Here is a 23390-nt window from a genome sequence, read left to right on the forward strand (position 1 = left end):
GAAGTGGACTAATGATGAAAACAATTTTTTCCGGCATTCAGCCTAGCGGCTCTGTTACATTGGGTAATTATATCGGCGCTATGCGGCAGTTTGTCGAATTACAGGAAGACTATGACTGCTTTTTTTGTATTGTAGACCAGCATGCCATTACCGTTCAGCAGGACCGCCTCGCGCTGCGCAAAAATATTCGCAGCCTGGCAGCACTTTATGTGGCTATAGGCCTTGATCCTTCTAAAGCAACCCTATTTATTCAATCAGAAGTGCCTGCTCATGCACAGGCGGGCTGGATGCTTCAGTGTGTCTCTTACATCGGAGAGCTGGAGCGAATGACACAATTTAAAGACAAATCTGCAGGTAAAGAAGCAGTATCAGCCGGACTGCTCACATATCCTCCTCTCATGGCAGCGGATATCCTGCTTTACGGCACCGACCTGGTACCGGTTGGCGAAGACCAAAAGCAGCACCTTGAGCTGACACGTGATTTGGCGGAGCGGTTTAACCGAAAATACAATGATATTTTCACGATTCCCGAAGTGCGTATTCCGAAAGAAGGCGCACGGGTCATGTCTCTGCAGGAACCAACGAAAAAAATGAGTAAGTCCGATCCAAACCAAAAAGCATTTATCACGCTTTTGGATGATCCGAAGCAAATTGAGAAAAAAATCAAAAGTGCCGTAACCGATTCGGAAGGCGTAGTAAAATACGACAAAGAAAACAAGCCTGGCATCTCAAACCTTCTGTCTATTTACTCAGCACTTGAAGGAATTTCAGTTGCGGATCTTGAACAGCAGTTTAGCGGTAAAGGCTATGGCGACTTTAAACAGGCAGCAGCCGATGTTGTCATCAAGCATTTAGCACCGATTCAAGAACGCTACTATGCATTAATCGAGTCTGATGAGCTAGACCAGATCCTAGACGAAGGCGCTGAAAAAGCCCGTTTTAGAGCCGGTAAAATGCTTAAAAAAATGGAAAATGCGATGGGTCTCGGCCGCAAGCGCAAATAAAAAACGTTCCGGGTTATACCGGAACGTTTTTTATTTGCTTGTTACGACTTTCATTTCCTGCTCATACATTTTTTCGAAGAACGGGCGCCCTTTAATCATCTGGGCACACAGCTGTTCATGCGCAGAAGTCCAGCCGAGCACAACTGATTCACTAAACATCTTCACAGCGGATGTCCAGTCCATCTGCCGGATAATTTCATATTTTGCCGGCTTCCACTCTGTGAGCCAGTACTTCAATGCCGGCTCATGGTCGGATTCAATAAGCTGATCAACAGCCATTAACAGAAGCGTTTTTAACTGCCGCTCTTTTCTTGTTAACCCAATCATCCATTCCGGTGCCGGCTCTGAAAGGCTGTATGTTTTTTCAGCCATATCCGGGAAGTAAAACGGTTCTGCCGGATGGCAGTCGGCCATTTCCCGGACAATTAACTCATGCTGAGGCATAATGCGGCTTTTTTTAATTGGCACCCGATATCCATTTGTATCAACAGCCATTGTCCGGTCTCCATCAGAAACAATAAAGCAGTACTCCATCATTTCACGTTTGCTTCCTTTACGGATAAACGCTTTGCTTTCTACTTTCTGCAGCAGCTCTTCCGGCAATTCACAAAGAGTTTTTTCAAAGAAATCCATTGCATTTTTACGTAAAATTAAAACTGGTACTTGATCAAGCAGCATCATCCCGTCGTCTTTACGCCATTCGTGATACGGGCATACATTGCATCCATTTTCTTCTCCCTCAAACCAGTTCACCCACACATCATGAAGGTACAGCATCAAATTCCTCCTTGATTACCGTTTTATGGGTTCATTATCGACACGTTTTTGTTACTTTATTCAATAAAACCGAAAAACATGAGCAGCCAGCCGACGAAAAATAAATAGCATTCCGGCCGGCGAATCGTAAAGGAAATGTATTCAGGCCATGTCATGCCTGCAGCAAGTAAATTCAAATACATAATAAAACTAATCCCGCCTGCTACGGCCAGGCCAAAGCCGGTTAAAAAAAGAACGAGTTTCATTCTATCACGCCCCCGCTGCTTGTCCTTCATGTATATGCAAAAATGAGCAAAAAAAAACAGGCCGGAGCCTGTTTTTTTTAATCGTTGTATTGTTTCAGCACAATTGTCGCGTTATGTCCGCCGAATCCAAGCGAGTTGCTCATCGCTGCGCGGACTTCACTTTGACGTGCTTCGTTCGGCACATAATCAAGGTCACATTCCGGATCCGGGTTTTGCAGATTGATTGTTGGCGGAAGTGTGTTTTCCTGAATGGCAAGCGCAGTAAAAATGGCTTCAACACCGCCAGCCGCACCAAGCAGGTGGCCCGTCATTGATTTTGTTGAAGAAACGGCCAATTGTTTGGCATGATCGCCAAAAACGGTTTTAATCGCCGCTGTTTCAAACTTATCGTTGTACGGCGTGCTTGTTCCATGTGCATTGATATAGTCGATATCAGACGGGGCAAGACCTGCATCATCAAGCGCCATTTTCATGGCACGAGAACCGCCTTCTCCTTCCGGTGCCGGTGCTGTAATATGGTGAGCATCGCCGGTTGAACCATAGCCGACAATCTCAGCATAAATGTGAGCGCCGCGGGCTTTTGCATGCTCTAATTCCTCGAGGACCACAATACCTGCCCCTTCACCGATTACAAATCCGTCGCGTTCAGCATCAAACGGCCGGCTTGCTGTAGCCGGATCTGGATTTGTGGACAGCGCTGTGTTCGCACAAAATCCTGCAACCGACATTTGCGTAATCGGCGCTTCTGTTCCGCCTGAAATCATCGCATCGGCATCGCCGCGCTGAATAACTTTAAAGGCATCCCCAATGGAGTTTGTTCCTGTTGCACAAGCTGTTACGGTACACGAGTTTACCCCTTTCGCTCCCAGGTAAATCGAGACTTGGCCCGCGGCCATATCCGGAATCATCATTGGGACGAAAAACGGGCTGACCCGGCGGTAGCCGCGTTCTAAAAATGTTTTATACTGTGTTTCAAACGTTTCCATGCCGCCGATGCCGGAACCGACCCAGACACCGATACGCGGCGCGTTTTCCTCTGTAATTTCGAGCTTCGCATCTGCTACCGCCATTTTAGCCGCTGCAACGGCAAATTGTGTAAAGCGATCCATTTTGCGTGCTTCTTTTTTTTCTATAAACTGCTCCGGCTCAAAATCACGGATTTCAGCCGCCACTTTAGCGGGATAGTCATCTGCATTCAGGCGGGTCATCGGCTTAATGCCGCTTTTTCCTGCTGTAATACTACTCCAAGCTTCTTCTACTGTATTTCCAACCGGTGAAACAATGCCTAGACCGGTAATCACTACTCTTCGTTTTTCCACATTTTTCACCTCTTTATTAAATTGCTGTTAACGTCCCCATCTCATTGCGATGGCGCCCCACGTTAATCCTCCCCCGAAACCGACCATGACAATCACATCGTCATCTTTTACTCGCCCGTTTTCAAGCTCTTCTACCATTGTGAGCGGAATGGATGCAGATGATGTATTGCCAAACTGGTTCACGGTTACAGACATTTTTTCCGGAGGCAGTCCAAGGCGCTCCCGTGCCGATTCCATGATACGGATATTGGCTTGATGCGGCATAAGAAAATCAACGTCCTCTTTTTGAAGACCCGCTTTTTCAATTACACTTATAGAGGATTCTCCCATTTGGCGAACGGCAAATTTAAACACTTCACGGCCATTCATTTTAACATATTTGTCTTCATACAAGTGCTTCCCGCCGCGTCCATCAGCTCCAAGCTCAAAAGATAAAATTCCGCGCCCTTCTGATACCGGTCCAAGAACAGCAGCTCCTGCCCCGTCTCCAAACAGCACAGCGGTATTCCGATCTTCCCAGTCAATCAAATTCGACAGCTTTTCTGCGCCAATAACGAGTACATGTTTGTATGCACCTGTTTCGATAAACTGTTTTCCCGTAATGATACCATACATAAACCCGGCACATGCAGCACTAATATCCATAGCGGCTGCATTGACTGCCCCAATTTCGTGCTGAATTTCACACGAAACAGATGGAAAGCTGTGGTCCGGTGTAACCGTTGCTGTAATAATCAAATCTATTTCTTCTGGATGAATGCCTGCATGTTCAATGGCTTTTTGAGCTGCTTTTGCTGCCATATGGACGGTGCCGACTTCATCTCCCCCAATGCGGCGTTCCTCGATGCCTGTGCGGGTACGAATCCATTCGTCAGAAGTCTCCATTCTTTTTTCAAGATCGAAGTTTGTAATCACTTGATCCGGAATGTAACGTCCCATTCCCCATATTCCAGCGTTCAAAAAACGCACCTTCTTTCAACCACATATTGTGATAGCAATTATTATGACTTGGTACTAATTTTACTGAAAAACACCCTTAAATGCAACGTCTAAAACGCCTAAATAGGAAAAAGCGAATTCCGCCTAGTGGGAACCCGCTTTCATTTTAATGCTTTTCAACTGGCTCGTCTGGAATCAATTTGATCACGATCACAAGCAGAATGGTCAGGACAACAGCAACGAAAACTCCTGTTTCAAAGTGAAATGGCGCTCCGTTCATTGAAGATATTACATACACGACCATTTCAGATAGCAAGAATGTCCAGACGAACATCATGATATACTGCATAGGGCAGCCTCCTTTGCTTCTTTTTATGTACTCTGTTCATAATAGTAGCATATTTATCGGCTCGTGGGCGCAAAAAGTGTTTCTTTTTCTTGACGATTTGCGCAGATTGAATAAAATGAAGGAAAGAACTGGCTGAAGCCAAAAAAGGAGAACCTATAATGGAAAAAAATATGGAATTTATGCAAATCGCAATGAAATACCTGCCGGAAGCCCAGCAGAAAATGCAGGAAGCCGGCATTGAGTTTTCACCTGCAATGGCAGAGCCGTTTTTTGGCTTGTTTATGAAAGTCATGCAGGAAGCTTACGATCTTGGTAAAAAAGAAGCCTTGCTCGAAGAATAAAAAAATCCGCTGCATGTAAAATGTAGAAATGCGGCTATGTTCATGTTTTTAACATAAAGAAAGGGCGTCTTATAAGCCGGAAAACCGGCTTATAAGACAAGCCCTTTTTTTTATGGCCATAACACAGCATGCGCCGGACATATTCTTGTTCACGAAAGCCCAAAAAAGATATTCCGGCCATCCTTGGCCCTTATCACTTCAGGCAAGGTGACACTTCATCTTATTTCACAACAAGTTCGCCATTCACTACATCAACGACAGCTTCAGTTCCTGGCAAAACCGTTCCAGCAATAATCGCCCGGGCTGCCTGCGTCTCGATATTACGCTGAACAAACCGCTTAAGCGGCCGCGCACCGAAAACAGGATCATACCCTTCCTCTGCAATTTTCTCTTTTGCCGCTTCTGTTATCTGAAGCGTAACACCGCGCTCAAGCAGGCGTTCCGCCAACCCTTCAAGCACTTTGCCGGCGATGCCTTTTAAGTTTTCACGTGTAAGCGGCTTGAAAAGAACAATGTCATCTACCCGGTTTAAAAATTCCGGACGGAAATGGCTGCGCAGCTGCGCCATTACATTGTTTTTTGCTTCTTCTGCAATCTCTCCTTCTCCACCCGCTTCAAGCAGGAAGGATGAACCAATATTTGAAGTCATAATGACCACTGTGTTTTTGCAGTCAATCATGCGGCCTTGAGAATCTGTAATGCGGCCGTCATCAAGCATCTGCAGCAAAATATTAAACACATCTGGGTGCGCTTTTTCCACTTCATCAAGCAGCACGACAGAATATGGACGGCGCCGGATCGCTTCGGTAAGCTGTCCGCCCTCTTCATAGCCAACGTATCCCGGAGGGGCACCGACAAGTCTCGACACCGAATGCTTCTCCATATATTCAGACATATCAAGGCGGATCATCTGGTCCTCGCTGTCGAATAAAACATCGGCGAGCGTTTTAGCAAGTTCTGTTTTTCCAACGCCGGTCGGACCAAGAAACAGAAACGAACCAATCGGCCGATTCGGATCTTTAATACCTGCCCGTGCCCGCAGAACAGCATCGCTCACAAGAGACACGGCTTCATCCTGGCCAATTACCCGCTCGTGCAGAATATCTTCAAGGCGAAGCAGTTTCTCACGCTCTCCTTCCACAAGCTTTGTTACCGGAATGCCGGTCCACCGGGCGACGATAGAAGCAATTTCTTCTTCTGTTACTTCTTCTCGCAGCAGACGGTCGTCTTTTTCAGACGAAGCCGCCGATTCAAGGGCAGCCAGCTCTTTTTCCACTGCCGGAATTCGGCCGTGGCGCAGTTCGGCTGCCCGGTTTAAATCATATCTGCTTTCTGCATCCTCAAGCTCGCGGCGAAGCCGGTCGAGCTCCTCACGCTTGTCTTTGACGCTCATAATGGCTTCTTTTTCACTCATCCACTGGGCCTTCATCGCATCAGCCTGCTCTTTTAAGTCGGCCAGTTCCCTTTGAATCTGCTCAAGACGCGCTGCGCTTTCACGGTCTTTTTCTTTTTGAAGGGCCGCTTCTTCAATTTCAAGCTGCATAACCCGGCGCATCACGGCGTCAAGTTCAGACGGCATAGAATCAATCTCGGTCCGAATCATCGCGCAGGCCTCATCCACCAGGTCAATCGCTTTGTCAGGCAAAAAGCGGTCCGTAATATATCGATTTGATAATGTTGCCGCGGCTACAAGCGCCCGGTCATGAATATTTACACCGTGATGAATTTCAAACCGCTCTTTTAAGCCGCGCAAGATGGAAATCGCATCTTCAATGGTTGGTTCAGAGACGAGTACGGGCTGAAACCGGCGCTCTAAAGCCGGGTCTTTTTCAATATATTGGCGGTGTTCATCCAATGTAGTGGCACCGATACAGTGCAGCTCTCCCCGCGCAAGCATCGGCTTCAGCATATTGCCGGCATCCATCGACCCTTCTGTTTTACCTGCACCGACAATGGTATGAATTTCGTCAATAAACAGGAGAATGCGTCCCTCGCTTTTTTTCACTTCATTCAAGACCGCTTTCAGCCGCTCTTCAAATTCCCCGCGAAATTTCGCGCCGGCAATGAGTGAGCTCATATCGAGTGAAAAAATAGTTTTGTCTTTTAAGCCATCCGGCACGTCTTTACGGACGATCCGCCAGGCAAGCCCTTCAACGATCGCCGTTTTTCCTGTGCCCGGCTCACCGATCAATACGGGATTGTTTTTTGTTTTCCGCGACAAAATACGGATCACATGGCGAATTTCCTCATCCCGTCCGATCACCGGGTCGATTTTTCCTGCCCGGACTTCTTCAACCAGATCCCGTCCGTATTTTGCTAATGCTTCGTAACCTGATTCCGGATTTTGTGTTGTCACTTTTTCATTCCCCCTTATTTCATGAATAGCCTCCAAAACGGCGTTCTCTGGCACGTTTTCCTGCTTCATAAAATCGGCTGTTTTCGTACCGGCCGAAAAGATGGCAGCGGCCATATGTTCAACCGATAAGTATGCATCTTCCCACTTTTTTTGTATCTCAGCCGCTCGTTGAAACCATGTGTTCAGCCCGCCTGACAAGTAAGCACCGTATTGCACGTTTCCTGACACAGCAGGCTTTAGCTGAATTTCCTTTTGGACAAACTTAAGGAAGGCGGCTTTTGATAGGCCGGCGCGTTCAAAAATGCGGCTGAACAGGCCGTCTTCTTTTGAAAGCAGCGCTGTCAGCATATGTACGGTATCCACGTCTGAATGGTTTCGTTCAACCGCGCTCTGCTGGGCAGCTGCCAGTGCTTCCTGCATTGTATACGTCATTTGTTCCATGTTCATATGCTTAAAAACCCCCTTGACCTTTTTTGACCTTTTGTTTTATTTTAAAATATCCTTCCCTTTTACGCAAAGAAAACGGCATGAAAGAAGCGTATTTACTGCCAGACAAACAAGCTCCATCCAAGTTTACCCTTTTTCTGGCTTTCTTTTTGAATAAAAGTTTCCTCTCTTAAAGAATACAGAATCAGGTTGAAACGTTGTAACATCCTGTTTTTCCCGTTAAAATAGTAGAAAAAGAGGTGAATACCGTGGCGTTTGAACCCGCTCTTGCACAAGCACTAGAGCAGTTATTTACAGAAGAGCGGAAAGTACGTTCTTTTCAAAAAGGAGCCTATCTTTTCCAAGAGGGTGAGCCCGCTGATGATATTTTCTGGCTTCGCTCTGGAAAAGTACAAGTGGGCAAGATTGTGCCGGATGGGCGCGAGCTGACGATCCGCGTATCAAAAAAACAGGACATGCTTATCGAAATGACCCTGTTTGAAGAAGAAGCTGTTTATATGATGAATGCAAAAGCACTGGAATATGGGGAAGCCTGGACGGTTCCACGCCGTTTTTTAGAAAAACTTTTGTCCTCAAAGCCGGAATTGATGGTTTACTGGCTCCGTTACACGCAAACTGAGCATTTGCGGACTCAGTCCAAGCTGCGTGATCTCGTACTGAACGGGAAAAAAGGCGGTGTTTATTCTACTCTCATCCGGATGGGAAATACGTTTGGCAAACAAACAGAAGACGGCCTTTTTCTTGATGTACCCTTGACCAATCAGGAAATGGCCAATTTATGCGGAACATCCCGGGAAGTTGTTAACCGCCTTCTCGCACAGCTGAAAAAAGAAGGCGTCATTAAAATGAAACGAAACCAGATTACACTTTGTGATCTTGATTATTTAAAACGCGGAATCAACTGTGAAAATTGTCCGATTGATATTTGCCAAATCGATTAAAAAAGAAGGTTTTATAACAGAACCTTTTCAGATTGCAGACAAGTAAAATCTTTTGCCAAAGAACCTCTTTATTTCTTTTTCATGCAAGGAGTTGGGAGGTTCAAATAAGAGCCGATAAGGCGGCGAGCGCACGGCTCTTTTTAAGAAGCGATGTTTCCCGAAAAGTCTGCTGCCTGATTTCGGCAGTGAGAGTTTTCATAAAAAAAGACTGACGACAAAGTCGTCAGTCTCAGAAGGCTCCATAATGGAACCTTCTTTTTTACTGAATGCCTAAAGCGATTTTCGCGTAGCGTGACATCATATCACGTGACCAAACTGGCGTCCAGACGATATTTGTTTCAACGTCCGTTACTTCTGGAATTTCAGAAAGCGCTGCTTTTACCTGGTCAACGATCACGCCGGCAAGCGGGCATCCCATTGATGTTAACGTCATCGTAACCGTTGTTTTTCCGGCTTCATCCATATCTACATCGTACACAAGCCCGAGATTCACAATATCAATGCCCAGCTCCGGGTCAACAACCTGTTCAAGCGCACCCATAATATTTTCTTTTAAATCCTGATCCATGTAAAACACTCCTTTCAATGTATGCGTATAGCTTTATCATAACAGACATTTCTTCGAATGATGAGTAAAAAGCCTGTTTCTTTGCAAACGTCGCCCCAACCCTCTACACTGAAAGCAGAACCGACAAAGGAGTGACTCGCCTATATGGAAAAGCATTTAATCGTGTTAGACCTCGATGGTACGTTATTAACGGATCAAAAAACCATTTCCCCCCGCACAAAACGCACCCTTCAAAAAGCGATGGAGCACGGGCATGAAGTAATGATTGCCACAGGCCGCCCGTTCCGCTCAAGCGCTCCTTATTATGCGGAGCTCGGATTAACAACACCAATTGTCAATTTTAACGGCGCCTTTGTTCATCATCCCGGCAATCAAAAATGGGGCTTCTTTCACGAACCGATGGAGTTAAAAACCGCCATTGATATCGTTGAAGCATGCCATGATTTTGACTTTTACAATATTATTGCAGAAGTGCTCGATAACGTTTATTTTCATTATCATGATGAAAAGCTTATTGATGTTTTTAACATGGGCAATCCTGCAGTCACAACAGGTGACCTGCGCCAAAAGCTGACCGATCATCCAACAAGCATGCTGATTCATGCAACAGAAGAGCAGGTACCGGCTATCCGCCGCCATTTAAGCGATGTGCACGCAGAAGTGATTGACCACCGCCGCTGGGCCGCTCCGTGGCATGTGATTGAAATTGTCAAAAGCGGCTTAAGCAAAGCAGTCGGCTTAAAGCGTGTATCAGACTGGATCGGCATCCCGCCGGACCGGATTATTGCATTTGGTGATGAAGATAATGATCTTGAGATGATTGATTACGCCGGCACAGGTGTAGCGATGAGCAACGGTATTGATGCCTTGAAATCGATCGCCAATGACATTACCGCTTCAAACGAAGAAGACGGCATTGCGGTTTTCCTGGAAGAGCGCTTATCCTTAAAAACGTTCGCATAAAAAAAGGCCTCTCAGCAAATTTGCTGAGAGGCCTTTTTTTACGATTGAGCTGCCCTTTTGCCGCGCTTCCATACCACATAAAGAAACAAAACAAAGATAATCCAGACCGCTGACATAGCCGCAATAAAGGCGTAATTTATGCCGGTTTTCTCCGCCAGTGCATAAATTTCCGCTTCCTCACGGTCAAGAATAATGGTAAATTCCCCATCTGCCGCACGCGACATGTCACCGGCAAGCAATCCTCTCAGCTCTTTGTTCTCATCCAGTTTAGAAGCTGGAATCGCAATGCTTTGTGTTTCGCCTGTGTTATTGATTGCCACCACAACTCTTTCATCCTCGTATTGCCGCTTAAACACCGTCATGCCGTTCCGATTAAAAATCGGCTCATAGGAACCACGTCTAAGCGCCGGGAGTTTCTGGCGTAAGGCTGCGATCTGCTTGATATAATCCACCAGCTCCTGATCGGTACGGAAATTCATCAGTCCGTGCGCGTCCGGGCCGGTTTCTCCGTTTTGCGCGATTTCCGATCCATAAAAAACTGCTGGAGTTCCAGGAGATGTGTACAAATACGTAAGTGCCATCCGCCAGCGTGTGCCCGGAAACATGTTTTCTTCCGCCATATCCCTTGTAAATCGATCTGTTACGACAGAGTCCGTTAAATGAACCGTTTCCAACGGATGCTCCAGTACGTTTTCTTCCTGGAGAAGGAGCTCTTCTACCACATTCGAAGAGCGGTCTACTGTCGCAAACTGCTTGCGCAACGGCTCCTGCGTCCAGGAAGAAGTCACCGCATCAAGCCCGGCTTTTTCATAAGCGGCGGCTCCCTGTATGGTGGTTTCCGTCATTTCTCCTATTAAGTGCAAATTAGGCATAGCTTCATGAAAAGCATTCCAAAAAGCAGGCTTTGCTGCGGAAGCATTGCTGAAAAAATACCCATCAATACCGGTCCGGCCGGCCAGCTTCACAGCTGCTTCTACGAGCGCCGCCTGTACATCTGGATTCTCTGTGTTTAAAAGAGCCATTTCGCCAAGCCAGTCCGGCTTCTGCAAAACAGAGACATTTGTAAACCAATTCTCTTTGCCGGCTTCACTTAGCCATACGTGCTTTGTGCTTACACGTACAGCCGGAAAATCCACTAAAACACGAATATTTTGTTTATGTGCACTGTCAACGAGTTCTTTTAACTGCTGCTCATTGCCAAATTGCGTGTTTAGCTTTGTGTAGTCCGTTATGCTGTAGCCATGGTAAGCACCTGCTTCGTTTTCAAACACAGGTGAAATCACGATTGACGTCATGCCCAGCCCTTTTACATAATCAAGCTGATCTTGAATTCCTTTAAAGTCACCGCCCTGGTAAGCAGATGCATCATCATTATTCGTTTGTTTATCATTTGAACGATCTCCGTTCATAAACCGGTCCGTCATTAAAAAATACATCGTTTCATCCTGCCAGCCTTCCTTCTTTTCTTCGGCAGATACCATACCTCCAGATAAAAGAAGAAGCGGAATGATAAGTGAAAGAAATCGTTTTCTCACTGCTCGTTTCCCCCTGCGCCAAAATGTCCCATCCTCATTTAGAGTACGCTTTTTCCCCCATGACGTCAATGAAAGCAGAGATTGTTCAAGAAAACGACACGGTTCCATACCCGCTGTTTATGAAATAAACGCGAGAATTTCTTTTTCTTAAAACAGGAAACTATATATACAGCTAAAGCAAGCCCGCCTGGCCCCGTTCCAACAACTGCGATTCTTTTTGGTATAAACCTCATCCTCTCTTTTATATGAACAAATATTATGCAAAAAATATACACAAGTGTCAGATTGGGCGCAGCTTTCGATATGTATATAAAAAATAACCGTCGCTCCTTTACGGGAATGACGGTTATCGGCGAGGTGAATCCTCTTTTTCTTCTATTGGCACTAATTCACTTGCTTCCTGCGGGCCGGCTTTTTTCATATAAACTGAAACAGTCTGCACTGACACAAAAAACGAAACAAAAACAAGAATCCATAAAATCACGGGAAACACAAAGACGCCTCCTTTTCGTCATTATAACAAAAAAAGCTGCGCTTTTTGCACGCAGCTCTTTCCAGGGCTCTTTTATTAAGCAATGCCTGGGAGGGCAAAACCTAAAATAACCGTCAGAACAAGCACAATAAACGCGCCGGCCAAAACACCGCCGTTTTTTTTGCCTTTTTTCTTCCGTACGAGCGTCATTTCCATTAATCCGATCGTGACTATGCCCAAAAGCATTTTGATGCCATACAGGGCTGGATTCAAGCTGTCGAACGTGGTAAATAGCGCAAAGCCGGTAATTAAAATCAGCACATAAAACAAGCGAAGCCCCATATGTACACCGGTTGATGGCTTTCTTACTGCGATCAAAAACAGTACGAGCGCAATGACCCACGTTGTAATATGTACGTGTGTGGATTGTGTTAAAAAGTCCATAAAAGATCCCCTCCTTTTTCTTTCTTATTCTACCATACTACTCTTGAACGGTATTCGACAACGTTCCAACGCCCTCAACTGTAATTTCAATCGTATCTCCTTTTTGCAATGTACCTTTCGGCTCCATCGCAAACCCTACTCCCGCCGGTGTTCCCGTTGCGATAATATCGCCCGGCTCAAGTGTCATGCCTTTTGAAAGAACATGAATCACTTCATCAATAGGAAAAATAAAGTGAGAAGTGTTGGACTGCTGTCTTATTTCCCCATTTACTATTGTTTGAATCGCTAAATTGTGAGGATCCGCAATTTCATCTTTTGACACAATCCAGGGTCCTATCGGGCAGCTGCCATCCAGGCTTTTACCGATAAAAAACTGTTTATGGCGGCTTTGCAGATCGCGTGCGGTAATATCATTCAGCACAGTGTAGCCAAACACATAGTCAAATGCCTCTTCACGAGCAATTTCTTTTCCTTTTCTGCCGATAATGACAGCCAGTTCTCCTTCATAATCCAATGAATCGGTCAATGAATCATAAGCAGGAATAGGTGCTCCATGTGCACTGACTGCGGTCGGTGCTTTTGTAAAAATCATCGGATGCTCCGGTACACTTGCTTCTCCACCCATTTCAATGGCATGATCCCGATAGTTTTTCCCCACGCACATGACATTTTTAAGCGGGCGCGGGATAGGTGCCAGCCATTCAATAGATGCTTCTTCTACGGAAGGTACGGATTCCGGATTACGGCAGACAGATGCTAAAAACTGTCCTTCTTCAATGGCAGCCGCCAGCGTGATTGGGGCACCATCTATATCTGAAACAGCAGCTACTGCCTGTTTTTCTGCCAAATAAAAACCGTACTTTTCTTTTCCCTCATGTTTAAAGCTCATCCACTTCATTTTCTCATCCCCTTTTTTCCGTAAGTAACAAACCGCCAGATAGCTTCCATCGGTCCGCGCTGAAACCGGCTCAGCCACAGCCCGGAAACCATTACTTGCAGGGCAAAAACAGTGACGCAAAGCAAAATGCCTGTCGTGACCGTAACCTGTCCGTAAAAACCGAGACCATATGCATAAAACAAAAGCGAACCGATCACCGACTGCATCAAATAGTTGGTCAGCGACATTTTACCGGCCTGTGCAAAGGGCAAAAGCAGCTTGGACGGACGAGTTAAGGTACACAAATAAACAACGAGCACCGCATAAGAAGCCGCAAGTACCGGGCCTCCAAGAGAATCCTGCACATACATATACGCTATATGACTTGGACCGAGCAGGTGCGGAACACCTTTAAGCAGGAGCCCTGCTCCGAAAAAAAGTGCAAACATCCGAAATGTTTTTTTCGGATGAGCGGCCCATTTTTGGATAAGGCGCTGCTTGTATACACCCGCGCCAATGAGTAAAAATGGAAAAATCGTTATTGTCTGAAATCCAAAGGCGCCGTCAAAAATGTTATTGTTCGTCCAATCGTGAATACGCTGCTCTGTTACCTCTGCGTACGACCCGCTTCCATAGGCTGCAATCGAATCGGAAACAGAGGTAATATCCGTCCAAAACAAGGCATTATACGGATCAGACTCGGCAGATACAAAAAGAAGCACGCTGAACAAAACAGCTGGTACAAGCAGGAGAATAAGCCCCATTCGAAGAAGCGTTCCTGCGGAAAAACGCAGAAAAAACAAAAGCAAAAAGCCGCATACTGCGTAAATAAACAAAATGTCCCCCGGCCAAATAAAGATAGCGTGAGCAATGCCTAAAACAAGCAAAAACGAAAAACGCCGCACGCCTGTCCAGGCAAATGTCCCCGTTCTCTCGAGCGCTTTTTCATGCTGCATAGCTGCGCCGAATCCAAACATAGCCGCAAAAATTGGATAAAAGCTCGCCTGCACAAGCACGTCAATCCAGGAAAACGCCAGTTTATCCTGAGGGGCTTCCCACCATTCATACGGGTTGTAATAAAAATAAGGAGAATGAAACGACAGCATATTCACAAGGAAAATACCGAAAAGAGAAATACCTCTCAAAATATCGATGGACGCAATCCGCGCCGTTTCATTCTGCTTTACAGACTGCAACCAATCACACCCTTTCCTTTTATGATTACTTGCTTATCATAACAGAAAAGGAACAATTTACGTATATTCCACTACATGGGCGCCATCTAAGAAAAAGACAAATTTCCCGTCAATTGGGCGCTTCCAAATTCGCTCGACCGCTTTGGCATAAAGCCCGATTTGTACGTTGTATCGCTTAGCCAGCACCGGCTTCGCTTCCTTGAAGCCGCCGGCGAAACGATCCGTGACCCGGTCTGTTTTATAGTCGAGTAAATACAAGCGGCCTTTGTATTCAAACAAGCAGTCAATAACCCCTTGAATCAAAACAACTTCATCGGATTCACCCAGACCTGCTTCACGTGCAGTCATGCCCATATTAAAAGGCAGTTCCCGCTGAACGTGATCAGCAGCGAGAAGCATTCTACCCGGCTCGGTGGCAAAAAACGCCACAATATCTCCCGCATTAACTGCTTCTGCCTGCTCAATCGTAAGCAGCTCTTTTCCGATCAATTCATCCAAAAGCCGTTCTACTGACACTTCAGATGGAGTGCGGTTTAAATCGATGTGCTGCATAACGGTATGAACGGCTGTCCCTATTTCTGCCGGTGACAGCTGCTTTTCCTGAACAAAGCGGGGACGGCGGAAAATAGGACGGCGGTAGGATCGGGCTGCTTCATTGGACGCTCCTTCACTGTAAATATCATTCGATCTTTTAAGGTCAGACACGGATTGTTTGGAACGGAGCCGGACAGATTCAGGGAATTGGTATTCCCATGTCATCCGCTCTTTAATTTCTTCTTTTGCCGGTGACTGCTCTGGAGACGGCTTTCGTTCTTTCAATAAATCCAGCCAGGACTCTTCCTGCTCTTCACTTTCTGCGCGGGAAGCAATGAGGCTTTCAGCCGCTGTAACCCCAAGCTGAAAGCGGGATGGATGATCTGCGAAAAACGGATGGCCGCCTTTCACGTCACTGTGCCGCATCAGTGCCGGGCCAATCCAGTCAATGTAAGAACCAGCCGAAGCCCGGACCGCGTCCCCGAGCAGCCGTGACGGGTGCTCTCCTGACAGTGCCCACGCCTCCATTTTTTTCTCTAATTTTTTCACGGACGCTGTGACGACCAGCCGTTCTTTTGCCCGGGTCATCGCCACATACAAGACGCGCATTTCTTCTGCCAGAAGCTCCAGCTTCTTTTTGCGCTGAAAAGCAAGCTGTACAAGCGACGGCCAGGCAATTCGTTTCTGAGGATTCATATATTTCACAGCAATGCCATAATCCTTATCAAACAGGACACGCCCGTTTAAATCCATCATATTAAAACGGCGGCCGGCTGCTGCTGTAAATACAACAGGAAACTCCAGCCCTTTACTCGCATGAATCGTCATAATGCGGACGACGTCTTCCTGCTCAGATAAAGCACGTGCTGTGCCCAAGTCATCTCCCCGCTCACGCATCCGCTCAATAAAGCGCAAAAAGCGAAACAGGCCGCGGAATGATGTTTCTTCGTACTGCCTTGCCCGGTCGTACAGAGCCCGCAAATTAGCCTGGCGCTGCTTTCCGCCCGGCATTCCGCCTGCAAAAGCATAAAACTGTGTGTCGCGGTACAAGACCCAGATTAAATCAGATAGAGCGCCACTGCGCCCAATGGAGCGCCACGCCTCAAGTTTTTCCATAAACGGCGCTACTTTCTCCATTAACGCCGCATCGCCCCGGCCGTTTTCCATAAAAGCAAGCAGGGCTTCAAAGTAGCTTCCTTTTTTCGAAGCAAGCCGGATCGCAGCCATTTCATCTTCTGTACAGCGGACAATTGGCGAACGAAGCACGGCTGCAAGCGGAATATCCTGAAATGGATTATCGATAACATGGAGCAGCGACAGCATCACAGAAATTTCGGTCGCCCGGAAATAGCCGCCAGATGTATTGGCATAAACGGGGATGCCCGCATGCTTAAATTCTTCGATCATTTCTGGAACCCATGTAAGAGAGCGCATTAAAATGACGATATCCCGGTATTGAACCGGCCGCATGGAATTGGTTTTCGAATCCCAAATTGGATGTCCGGATTCGATCAGCTCTTTGATTTTTGAAGCAATGAAGCGGGATTCCAATTGAGACTGTTCTGCATCTTCACGATCCATTTCGTCCCCGTCTGTTTCTTCCGGAGCGTCGCTGTCAATAATGGCTACTTCAATTGGATAATCTGCTTCCGGATAAGACGCCCCTAAAACAAGTGCTTCTTCTTCTCCATACTCAATTTCCCCTACTTCCGTTCCCATAATTTGCTCGAAAATATAGTTTGTTCCATCAAGCACTTCCCTGCGGCTGCGGAAATTACGAGATAAGCTGATTTTCAAACCGGCATCTGCGCCTTCTGGATGAAAACGATTGTACTTGCCAAGGAAGAGACCTGGCTCTGCAAGACGAAAACGATAAATAGACTGTTTAACATCGCCTACCATAAAGAGATTGCCCGACTGTTCCTGATCATAGGAAACAAGGCGGACAATCGTTTCCTGAACCATGTTTACATCCTGGTATTCATCTACGAGCACTTCTTTAAAACGACGCCGATAAGCCTGGGCTGCTTTAGAAGGCTGGCCGCCTTCCGTTAAAATAGCCATCGCATAGTGCTCAAGATCGCTGAAATCTGTCAGGCCTTTTTCCCGCTTCGCTTCGGCATACCGGGCTGAAAACGTCAGAACAAGCTCGGACAAGCGTTTCACAATCGGCTGCATTTCCGCCAAATCCTTCAGCCAGTTTTCAGGCTTCCGGCTAAAAAAGGTGTCTTTTAATTCGGTTACTATTTTTTTCGCTCTGTCCCGAACACCTTTAGACCGCTCCTTCAGCTCTTCATTGTAGTCATCGCCTTTGCACGTTTTTAAAGTCGGAAATTTAACCGACTGAAATGCGCTGTACCATTCCTCCCACGTTTTACACTCAAGCAGTGCGGTTACTACGGCGAGGTCTGCGGTGAAATTTTCTGCCCGCGGCACCGGACCGCCAGGCATCTCCGTCATTTCCAGCCCTTCGCGAAGCAGCGCCTCGGCACTTTGAAGCTGAAACCGAATATCTTTCTTCAATGGTTCTATAAAAGGAAGATCGTCAATTGCTTCAGCCGGTTCATACAAAGAAGGGAGTTCACTCAGCCAGCGGTCCGGATCTGGATGGGACCGCGCAAAATTAAATAATTGAATAACGGACTGCTGAAGCTCTACATCGCTTCTGTCTCCTGAAAAGGTATCAACCAATGCGAAAAAAGCTTCGTTGTCCGGGCGGGCATACTCTTCCTCAAGCAAACCCTCAAGTACTTCATCCCGAATCAGGACGGCTTCTGTATCGTCTGCGATACGAAAGCCTGGATCAATATCAATTAAATAGTAATACTTTCGAATAACCTCCAAACAAAAAGAATGGAGAGTTGAAATAGATGCTTTGTTTAATAATCGAAGCTGGCGGCGGAGCCGGCTTGAAGCAGGATCCCTTTCAATCTCCCTTTCCAGTGCTTCGCCGATCCGCTGCCGCATTTCTGCTGCTGCTGCATTGGTGAACGTGACAACTAAAAGCTCATCTACATCCACCGGTGCTTCCTGACGAATCATTTTTTGAATGATCCGTTCTACTAGAACAGCGGTTTTGCCAGAGCCGGCTGCCGCAGCGACCAGAATATCGCTTCCTTCTGCATAAATCGCTTTCCACTGATCGTCCGTCCAGCGGGCTCCCTCTGGTTTTTCGGGAACTTTATAGCTGTTCATCGCTCTCCTCCTTCATCATTTGAATAATCTCTTCATTTTTTTTCGGCCGGATGATCCGGTAGTTGTTTTCATCCAGTGTATCGTCAAACTGGCATACCTGCCGGTAAGAACAAAATGTACATGGCGTTTTTTTATTGTAACGGTATGGCGTAATGTCCACACGGCCGGATACAATGGCATTGCCCGCTTTTTCGTACAAGCCGCGGACATGCCCTCTCATCGCGCTGAACTCGCTGTCATCGGCTGTTTTCGAACGTGCGGACAAGGAACCGTCTTTTTTAAAGCCCGCTGGAATAATCAGTGAGTCTCCTGTTTCAAGCTGCTTGTCCATTAAATGAATGGCCTCGTCTTCCTCCAGCACCAGCCCTTTCATTCGGAAGCTTTTCATCATTTCTTTTTCAATTTCATCAATCGTCATAAATTTTTTCGTATTTAAGAACGGATTGTGGACATGAAAATATAATACGCCCCCCGGCCGTGCTTTCGTGCCGGTTAAAAGCGGTGAATGCGTAACGACGATATCAAGGTACGTCAGCATCTGCATCGCAAAGCCATAGTAAATCTCGGTCATATCCACATCCCGCGTGCCGGATTTATAATCGATAACGCGTAAATACGTATCGTTCTCTCCATGCGCACGGTCAACCCTGTCGATACGGCCGGCAAGCGACATGCGTGCTCCATTTTTCAATTCAAAAACGAGCGGCGGCAGTTCAGAACGCGGTCCAAATGCAAGCTCAATCCCAAGCGGTGAAAACCCGCTTATTTTTGCTTGTTCACTTAAAACCGTTGAAGCACGGGCAATAATCTGCTCGAGCTTATTCTGAATATAAAGGTGCCGGTGGGAACTCATTAAAATGCGGTTTTGAAGCTTCGGAGCAAGCTCCTCTACAGCTGTTTTGGCAAACGTCCGGCATTGTTCCGGTGTAAGCTCCGGCCATTTCATCCCTCTTTTTTCTACTTCTTCTGCAATCCATTTGAGTGCACCATGGAAAAGGTCGCCAATATCTGGCGCTTCAAGACGGTACACAAGGCGGTCACGCAGCTTTAAGCCATGGCTGGCAAAATGGCTGAACGGGCATGAGTGAAACGTCTCCATCCGCGAAACGCTGGCAATCATATCCGTTCCATATAAATCAAGGCTTGTTTGATCTTTCAGCGGTGTTGTTTTATTTTCATAGGCGAGACTGTCGAGAACGAAGCCTGCTTTTTTTCTGCTGCTTTCCAGATACAGGTTATATACATCCCACCAAAATGGATAAACCGGGTATCCCCGCTTTTTCATTTGAAGCTGGGAGGTTAAATAAGACAAAGTCGGCTCCGGATGGCAAATGTATGCAAGCTGCTCCTCCGCCGGCAGATCAGCCGGATCGTTGGCAACGACTGTTTCCTCCATTTGTTCAAACCATTCCCGCATTCTTTTTAAATAAGGAGACGGCTGTAGGGACTTTCCTTCCGCATCTGCAATAGGCCATGAAACGTACAAGCGGTGTGATGGAACAGTAAAAGCCCGGTAAGCAATGAGTTCTTCATCAAGCAGTTTCGTTTTGCTGCCCGGTGCCACATGCATCCCAGAAGACAGAAGCGCCTCTCTTTCTTCATCATCTAAAATGCCGTCCTCCATCTGACGGGCGGGAAAAACGCCATCATTCATGCCGACAATAAAAGCGGTATGAATATCGGCGAGTCTCGATTTATCCGGGTTGGCTACAATCACTTGATCGGCTGCCGGCGGCACAATTGAAAATTCAAGTGCTTCAAGCCCGGCATCGAGCACTGCAGCGAATTTTTTGGCATCCATTTCTTCACTGCCAGCTACCTCTGCATACTCATCGAGCATCCCGATCACCGCATCCCATGCCTGGTTGTGCTGTGCTGCTTCAGCCAGCTCACCGCGCTCCTCCGCTTCAATAGAGAGCTGCTCTATTTTCTGGGGTATATCCAGCTCTTCAATATACTGATAAAGAGCACGGCAGCATTCCATCGCATTTTTAGCGCGTTTCATCCGCTTTTCAAGCCGGAAAAGCGGCGCTGCAATCGTTTCTTTCATTACGTTTAAACGTTCTTCAAATGCCCGTTCCTCATCCGTCTGGGCAACAGCGGTAAATTCAAGTCCCATGTAACGGCGGTAGGTCCAGCGTTCGCCGTTCGTCCAGCGCTCGCCATAAATTCCATGAGCCAGCACATAGTTTTCAAGCAGGTCCATTCCACGCCGAACCTGTTCGCGCGGCTGGTCAAATGAAAAAAGCAAATCGGTTTTAACTGCACGAAAAACTGCTTCGTAACGCCAGTTTCCGCCGATTACTTCCAATGAAGAACGAATCAGCTCAACGAGCGGATGATTAAGCATCGGCCTTTTTTGATCGATAAAAAACGGGATGCTGTAGTCATCAAAGACGGTCTCGATAATAGACCGGTAGTCTTCCCCGTTTCGTGCAAGGAGTGCCATTTGCTTGTAACGCAGTCCTTCTGTGCGGGAAAGGCGGCGTATTTCACGCGCTGCTGCTTCAACCTCCGCCCGTCTGCTTGCCGCCTGCCAGAGAGCGGTGCCGCTGCTGTGAGCCAGGGCTCGTGCCGGACGTTTATCGAACTGCATTTCAAGATGAATAAGAGAAGCCTCTTTCTGGCGTTTATGTCCATACAGGATCAGATCTTTTTTTATATCGATTTCCTCTTCTGCCGCAATCCGATACAAATCATGATACGCACGTCCCGGCTGGCGGAACAAATGCGTGTCCTCGGGCGCCTCATCCCGGAACGGACGGTCAGTTGTCAGGGCAATCGTGACTTCATTGGCTGTTTTCATTAATACTCTTATTACGTCATATTCCTGCGGCGTAAAGCTGTGAAATCCATCTATATATATATCAGCTTCCCGCACATAAGACGAGGAAGCGGCCATTTGGGCAAGGAGCCTCAAGTAATCCTCGGAATCTATATATTTGCCGGCAAGCGCGTGCTCATATGACGTATAAATCATTTGCAGGTCACTCAGTTTGTCTGCGAGAGCAGCCGGTACATGCCTGCGATGCTCTTCCATTTCTTCAGGCACAATTAAATACTGGCGAAATTCTGTCAGCATCTGTTCAACTGTGCTGACAAACCCAGTTTTATCGGCTGCTTTTGCAAAAACGGCTAAATCCTGGCGGTTTTCTTCAATAATTTTTCGAATTAAGATATTGCGCCCGGCTGGCGTTATATGCTGCCTGCTCATACCGCCTTCCTGCTGCAGAACACGCCAGGCAAGACGTGTCAGGCTGTATACCTGCGCCCGGATAATACCGCCGACTTCCTGGTCAGACGCCAGGCGGTACTCTGACAAGAATGACATTTGCTCAGGTACAATATAAATAAGCGGCTTTCCGTCTGGCTGCCGGATAAGACGTTCTTTTATTTCATTTATAATATGCTCTGTTTTTCCCGAACCGGAACGTCCGATAATAAATTGTAAAGCCATCCGGATTCCTCCTTTTACTTCTTTTCAGTATAACAAAGATCATACGTTCGGTCAAAAGAACAAAATAAAAACGGCCCTTAGCCGTTTTTATTTTTGCAGACGCTTTTCCAATTGTTTTCCTGCTGCCCATAAAAGAGCAATCGCTGCGATAATAACTGCCGTTCTTCCCGGCTGATGAATAAGAGCGAAAAGATCGTGGCCGACGTAGCTGATCGTAAAAATCATGACAGTTTTTCCCGCCATAACGGCAAATAAATATTGAACCACACTAATATGAGACAGGCCCGCTACGATATTAACAATCGCAGAAGGCGTGAACGGGAAGCACAGCATCAAAAAAATGGGCGCAAAGCCATGCCTGTCCATCCAGTTCATCATTTGCGCAACCTGCTTGTTTCGCTGCAGGAAACGTAAAATACGCTGCTGTCCTAATCTTCTTACAAGCAAAAAAACAAGGAAAGACCCGGTGACGGCCCCTCCCCATGAAATTAAAAAGCCGAGCCAGAGCCCAAACGCATTTACATTTGCAAGAACAAAAGCAAAAAGCGGCAAGAAGGGCAGGAATGCTTCAAGCAGCGGAAGCAGGAAGCCCGGCAGCGGCCCAAATGACTCGTACCGCTGAATCCATTCCATAATATGATCTATTGAGAAATTCATTGACTTGTTCCCTTTCGTTATCCATCCTTGTTGTGCTCATTCCCTGTTTCGGGTATAAAAAAACGAAATGATATTTTCTTTTACACCGACAACATATTGAGCACGAGTGACTTTTTCGGTTTGTATAGAAGGTGAGCTGGCATTACCCCTTTCATAAAGTTCTTTTGTCATCATAATCTGATTATGAACAGCAAGAGGCGAGACTGGCACCATAATGGCTTGGTCGTCTGTAAATGTTACTTTTGTTTGTTTTTTATCGATTTTTTCTAAGAATTTTAAATGGGAAAGTGTAATCCATGTACATTCAGGTTTTAAATGAGAAATCGTCGGGAATAGATAAGTACCTTTCAAATGATCCACATTAACCGGAACTTTTCGATTGATGCCAAGGACTCTGGTAGACGCTTCTCTCCGGCCGTCATAGGTTGAAAGGTAGCGAATGCAGCTTTGCCGAATAATTTTCAGCGGCGTTTTCTTTATCATAACCGGTTCTTTGTTTTTTTCATACACTTTTGTGTATTCTCCAAAACGAATCGGTTCCAGAGAAAGAGTACGTTCATTGATAATATATTCGCTGTTTACATCATTCGGCTGGTTGTTCACTTGATCGACTCACCCGTTTCTTTCATTTATTTGAACGACTTTATTCTATCATTTAGCAGTAAAATTGTCCCATTTGCCACGAGAAATAATTTTCTAAAAATTTTAAACTTTCTGTTGATTAGTTGTTTGGAATCCCATATAATAAAAAAAAGGTATCTGAGGTGATTAAAA

The 23390-nt window shown here is 46.4% G+C and carries 20 protein-coding genes; 4 read left to right on the top strand and 16 right to left on the bottom strand.

Features of this window, described 5'->3' with window-relative positions:
• Window positions 1-14 precede the first annotated feature (14 nt).
• On the top strand, window positions 15-1004 hold the full coding sequence (gene trpS, locus RRU94_RS21375; protein WP_315692891.1) for a tryptophan--tRNA ligase: 990 nt from the start codon (window positions 15-17) through the stop codon (window positions 1002-1004).
• 30 nt (window positions 1005-1034) lie between these two features.
• Here the strand turns inward: trpS and RRU94_RS21380 are convergent, their stop codons facing one another.
• The 5 genes from RRU94_RS21380 to RRU94_RS21400 all read right to left on the bottom strand — a co-directional run bounded on the left by RRU94_RS21380 (window position 1035) and on the right by RRU94_RS21400 (window position 4633).
• Entirely contained in the window at window positions 1035-1781 is a 747-nt protein-coding gene (locus RRU94_RS21380) for a DUF3603 family protein (protein ID WP_315692892.1), read from the bottom strand.
• A gap of 56 nt (window positions 1782-1837) precedes the next feature.
• The gene (locus tag RRU94_RS21385) at window positions 1838-2026 is read right to left on the bottom strand and encodes a YuzI family membrane protein (RefSeq protein WP_242232374.1); all 189 of its coding nucleotides are present in this window, start codon (window positions 2024-2026) and stop codon (window positions 1838-1840) included.
• A gap of 77 nt (window positions 2027-2103) precedes the next feature.
• The gene (gene fabF / locus RRU94_RS21390; RefSeq protein WP_315692893.1) at window positions 2104-3345 is read right to left on the bottom strand and encodes a beta-ketoacyl-ACP synthase II; all 1242 of its coding nucleotides are present in this window, start codon (window positions 3343-3345) and stop codon (window positions 2104-2106) included.
• Between the two features lie 27 nt (window positions 3346-3372).
• Window positions 3373-4305 (bottom strand): beta-ketoacyl-ACP synthase III, encoded by a 933-nt coding sequence (locus RRU94_RS21395; protein WP_315692894.1) that lies wholly within the window; start codon window positions 4303-4305, stop codon window positions 3373-3375.
• 145 nt (window positions 4306-4450) lie between these two features.
• A complete protein-coding gene (locus tag RRU94_RS21400) occupies window positions 4451-4633 on the bottom strand; it encodes a YjzD family protein (protein ID WP_315692895.1) in 183 nt (60 codons plus the stop codon).
• Window positions 4634-4791: 158 nt separating this feature from the next.
• On the opposite strand from RRU94_RS21400, the gene RRU94_RS21405 reads away from it, so the two are divergent.
• On the top strand, window positions 4792-4974 hold the full coding sequence (locus RRU94_RS21405; RefSeq protein WP_242232378.1) for a ComZ family protein: 183 nt from the start codon (window positions 4792-4794) through the stop codon (window positions 4972-4974).
• Between the two features lie 220 nt (window positions 4975-5194).
• On the opposite strand, the gene clpB is transcribed toward RRU94_RS21405, so the two are convergent.
• Window positions 5195-7777, bottom strand: a complete 2583-nt coding sequence (clpB, locus tag RRU94_RS21410; protein WP_315692896.1) for an ATP-dependent chaperone ClpB — start codon at window positions 7775-7777, stop codon at window positions 5195-5197.
• A gap of 248 nt (window positions 7778-8025) precedes the next feature.
• On the opposite strand from clpB, the gene RRU94_RS21415 reads away from it, so the two are divergent.
• Window positions 8026-8718 (top strand): Crp/Fnr family transcriptional regulator, encoded by a 693-nt coding sequence (locus RRU94_RS21415; RefSeq protein WP_315692897.1) that lies wholly within the window; start codon window positions 8026-8028, stop codon window positions 8716-8718.
• A 259-nt stretch (window positions 8719-8977) separates the two neighbouring features.
• Here the strand turns inward: RRU94_RS21415 and RRU94_RS21420 are convergent, their stop codons facing one another.
• A complete protein-coding gene (locus tag RRU94_RS21420; protein ID WP_315692898.1) occupies window positions 8978-9286 on the bottom strand; it encodes a metal-sulfur cluster assembly factor in 309 nt (102 codons plus the stop codon).
• Between the two features lie 144 nt (window positions 9287-9430).
• On the opposite strand from RRU94_RS21420, the gene RRU94_RS21425 reads away from it, so the two are divergent.
• On the top strand, window positions 9431-10249 hold the full coding sequence (locus tag RRU94_RS21425) for a Cof-type HAD-IIB family hydrolase (protein ID WP_315692900.1): 819 nt from the start codon (window positions 9431-9433) through the stop codon (window positions 10247-10249).
• A 38-nt stretch (window positions 10250-10287) separates the two neighbouring features.
• On the opposite strand, the gene RRU94_RS21430 is transcribed toward RRU94_RS21425, so the two are convergent.
• The 9 genes from RRU94_RS21430 to RRU94_RS21470 all read right to left on the bottom strand — a co-directional run bounded on the left by RRU94_RS21430 (window position 10288) and on the right by RRU94_RS21470 (window position 23219).
• Window positions 10288-11784, bottom strand: coding sequence for an alpha-amylase family glycosyl hydrolase (locus RRU94_RS21430; protein WP_315692901.1), 1497 nt, complete (start codon window positions 11782-11784; stop codon window positions 10288-10290).
• Between the two features lie 346 nt (window positions 11785-12130).
• Window positions 12131-12277 carry a hypothetical protein gene (locus RRU94_RS21435; RefSeq protein WP_315692902.1) on the bottom strand — a complete coding sequence of 49 codons (147 nt, stop codon included), beginning with the start codon at window positions 12275-12277 and terminating at the stop codon, window positions 12131-12133.
• Between the two features lie 75 nt (window positions 12278-12352).
• The gene (locus RRU94_RS21440; protein ID WP_242232385.1) at window positions 12353-12700 is read right to left on the bottom strand and encodes a YisL family protein; all 348 of its coding nucleotides are present in this window, start codon (window positions 12698-12700) and stop codon (window positions 12353-12355) included.
• 37 nt (window positions 12701-12737) lie between these two features.
• Window positions 12738-13598 (bottom strand): fumarylacetoacetate hydrolase family protein, encoded by an 861-nt coding sequence (locus RRU94_RS21445; RefSeq protein ID WP_315692903.1) that lies wholly within the window; start codon window positions 13596-13598, stop codon window positions 12738-12740.
• Complete coding sequence (locus RRU94_RS21450; protein ID WP_315692904.1) at window positions 13595-14773, bottom strand: DUF418 domain-containing protein; 1179 nt, start codon at window positions 14771-14773, stop codon at window positions 13595-13597. The genes RRU94_RS21445 and RRU94_RS21450 overlap by 4 nt, the downstream gene beginning before the upstream one ends.
• Before the next feature lie 57 nt (window positions 14774-14830).
• A complete protein-coding gene (gene addA / locus RRU94_RS21455) occupies window positions 14831-18502 on the bottom strand; it encodes a helicase-exonuclease AddAB subunit AddA (RefSeq protein ID WP_315692905.1) in 3672 nt (1223 codons plus the stop codon).
• Window positions 18489-21959 (bottom strand): helicase-exonuclease AddAB subunit AddB, encoded by a 3471-nt coding sequence (gene addB / locus RRU94_RS21460; RefSeq protein ID WP_315692906.1) that lies wholly within the window; start codon window positions 21957-21959, stop codon window positions 18489-18491. The genes addA and addB overlap by 14 nt, the downstream gene beginning before the upstream one ends.
• Window positions 21960-22046: 87 nt before the next feature.
• Complete coding sequence (locus tag RRU94_RS21465) at window positions 22047-22616, bottom strand: TVP38/TMEM64 family protein (RefSeq protein ID WP_242232390.1); 570 nt, start codon at window positions 22614-22616, stop codon at window positions 22047-22049.
• Window positions 22617-22652: 36 nt separating this feature from the next.
• Entirely contained in the window at window positions 22653-23219 is a 567-nt protein-coding gene (locus RRU94_RS21470) for a competence protein ComK (RefSeq protein WP_315692908.1), read from the bottom strand.
• Window positions 23220-23390 lie beyond the last annotated feature (171 nt).

Origin of the sequence: Domibacillus sp. DTU_2020_1001157_1_SI_ALB_TIR_016, assembly GCF_032341995.1 — a bacterium.
In the GTDB taxonomy this organism is placed as follows: Bacteria; Bacillota; Bacilli; order Bacillales; family Domibacillaceae; genus Domibacillus; species Domibacillus indicus_A.

Excerpts from the sequence above, each read along its gene's own strand:
- trpS (WP_315692891.1), top strand. The coding sequence starts at position 15 with ATGAAAACAATTTTTTCCGGCATTCAGCCTAGCGGCTCTGTTACATTG.
- RRU94_RS21380 (WP_315692892.1), bottom strand. The coding sequence starts at position 1,781 with ATGCTGTACCTTCATGATGTGTGGGTGAACTGGTTTGAGGGAGAAGAA.
- RRU94_RS21385 (WP_242232374.1), bottom strand. The coding sequence starts at position 2,026 with ATGAAACTCGTTCTTTTTTTAACCGGCTTTGGCCTGGCCGTAGCAGGC.
- RRU94_RS21400 (WP_315692895.1), bottom strand. The coding sequence starts at position 4,633 with ATGCAGTATATCATGATGTTCGTCTGGACATTCTTGCTATCTGAAATG.
- RRU94_RS21405 (WP_242232378.1), top strand. The coding sequence starts at position 4,792 with ATGGAAAAAAATATGGAATTTATGCAAATCGCAATGAAATACCTGCCG.
- clpB (WP_315692896.1), bottom strand. The coding sequence starts at position 7,777 with ATGAACATGGAACAAATGACGTATACAATGCAGGAAGCACTGGCAGCT.
- RRU94_RS21420 (WP_315692898.1), bottom strand. The coding sequence starts at position 9,286 with ATGGATCAGGATTTAAAAGAAAATATTATGGGTGCGCTTGAACAGGTT.
- RRU94_RS21425 (WP_315692900.1), top strand. The coding sequence starts at position 9,431 with ATGGAAAAGCATTTAATCGTGTTAGACCTCGATGGTACGTTATTAACG.
- RRU94_RS21440 (WP_242232385.1), bottom strand. The coding sequence starts at position 12,700 with ATGGACTTTTTAACACAATCCACACACGTACATATTACAACGTGGGTC.
- RRU94_RS21445 (WP_315692903.1), bottom strand. The coding sequence starts at position 13,598 with ATGAAGTGGATGAGCTTTAAACATGAGGGAAAAGAAAAGTACGGTTTT.
- addA (WP_315692905.1), bottom strand. The coding sequence starts at position 18,502 with ATGAACAGCTATAAAGTTCCCGAAAAACCAGAGGGAGCCCGCTGGACG.
- addB (WP_315692906.1), bottom strand. The coding sequence starts at position 21,959 with ATGGCTTTACAATTTATTATCGGACGTTCCGGTTCGGGAAAAACAGAG.
- RRU94_RS21465 (WP_242232390.1), bottom strand. The coding sequence starts at position 22,616 with ATGAATTTCTCAATAGATCATATTATGGAATGGATTCAGCGGTACGAG.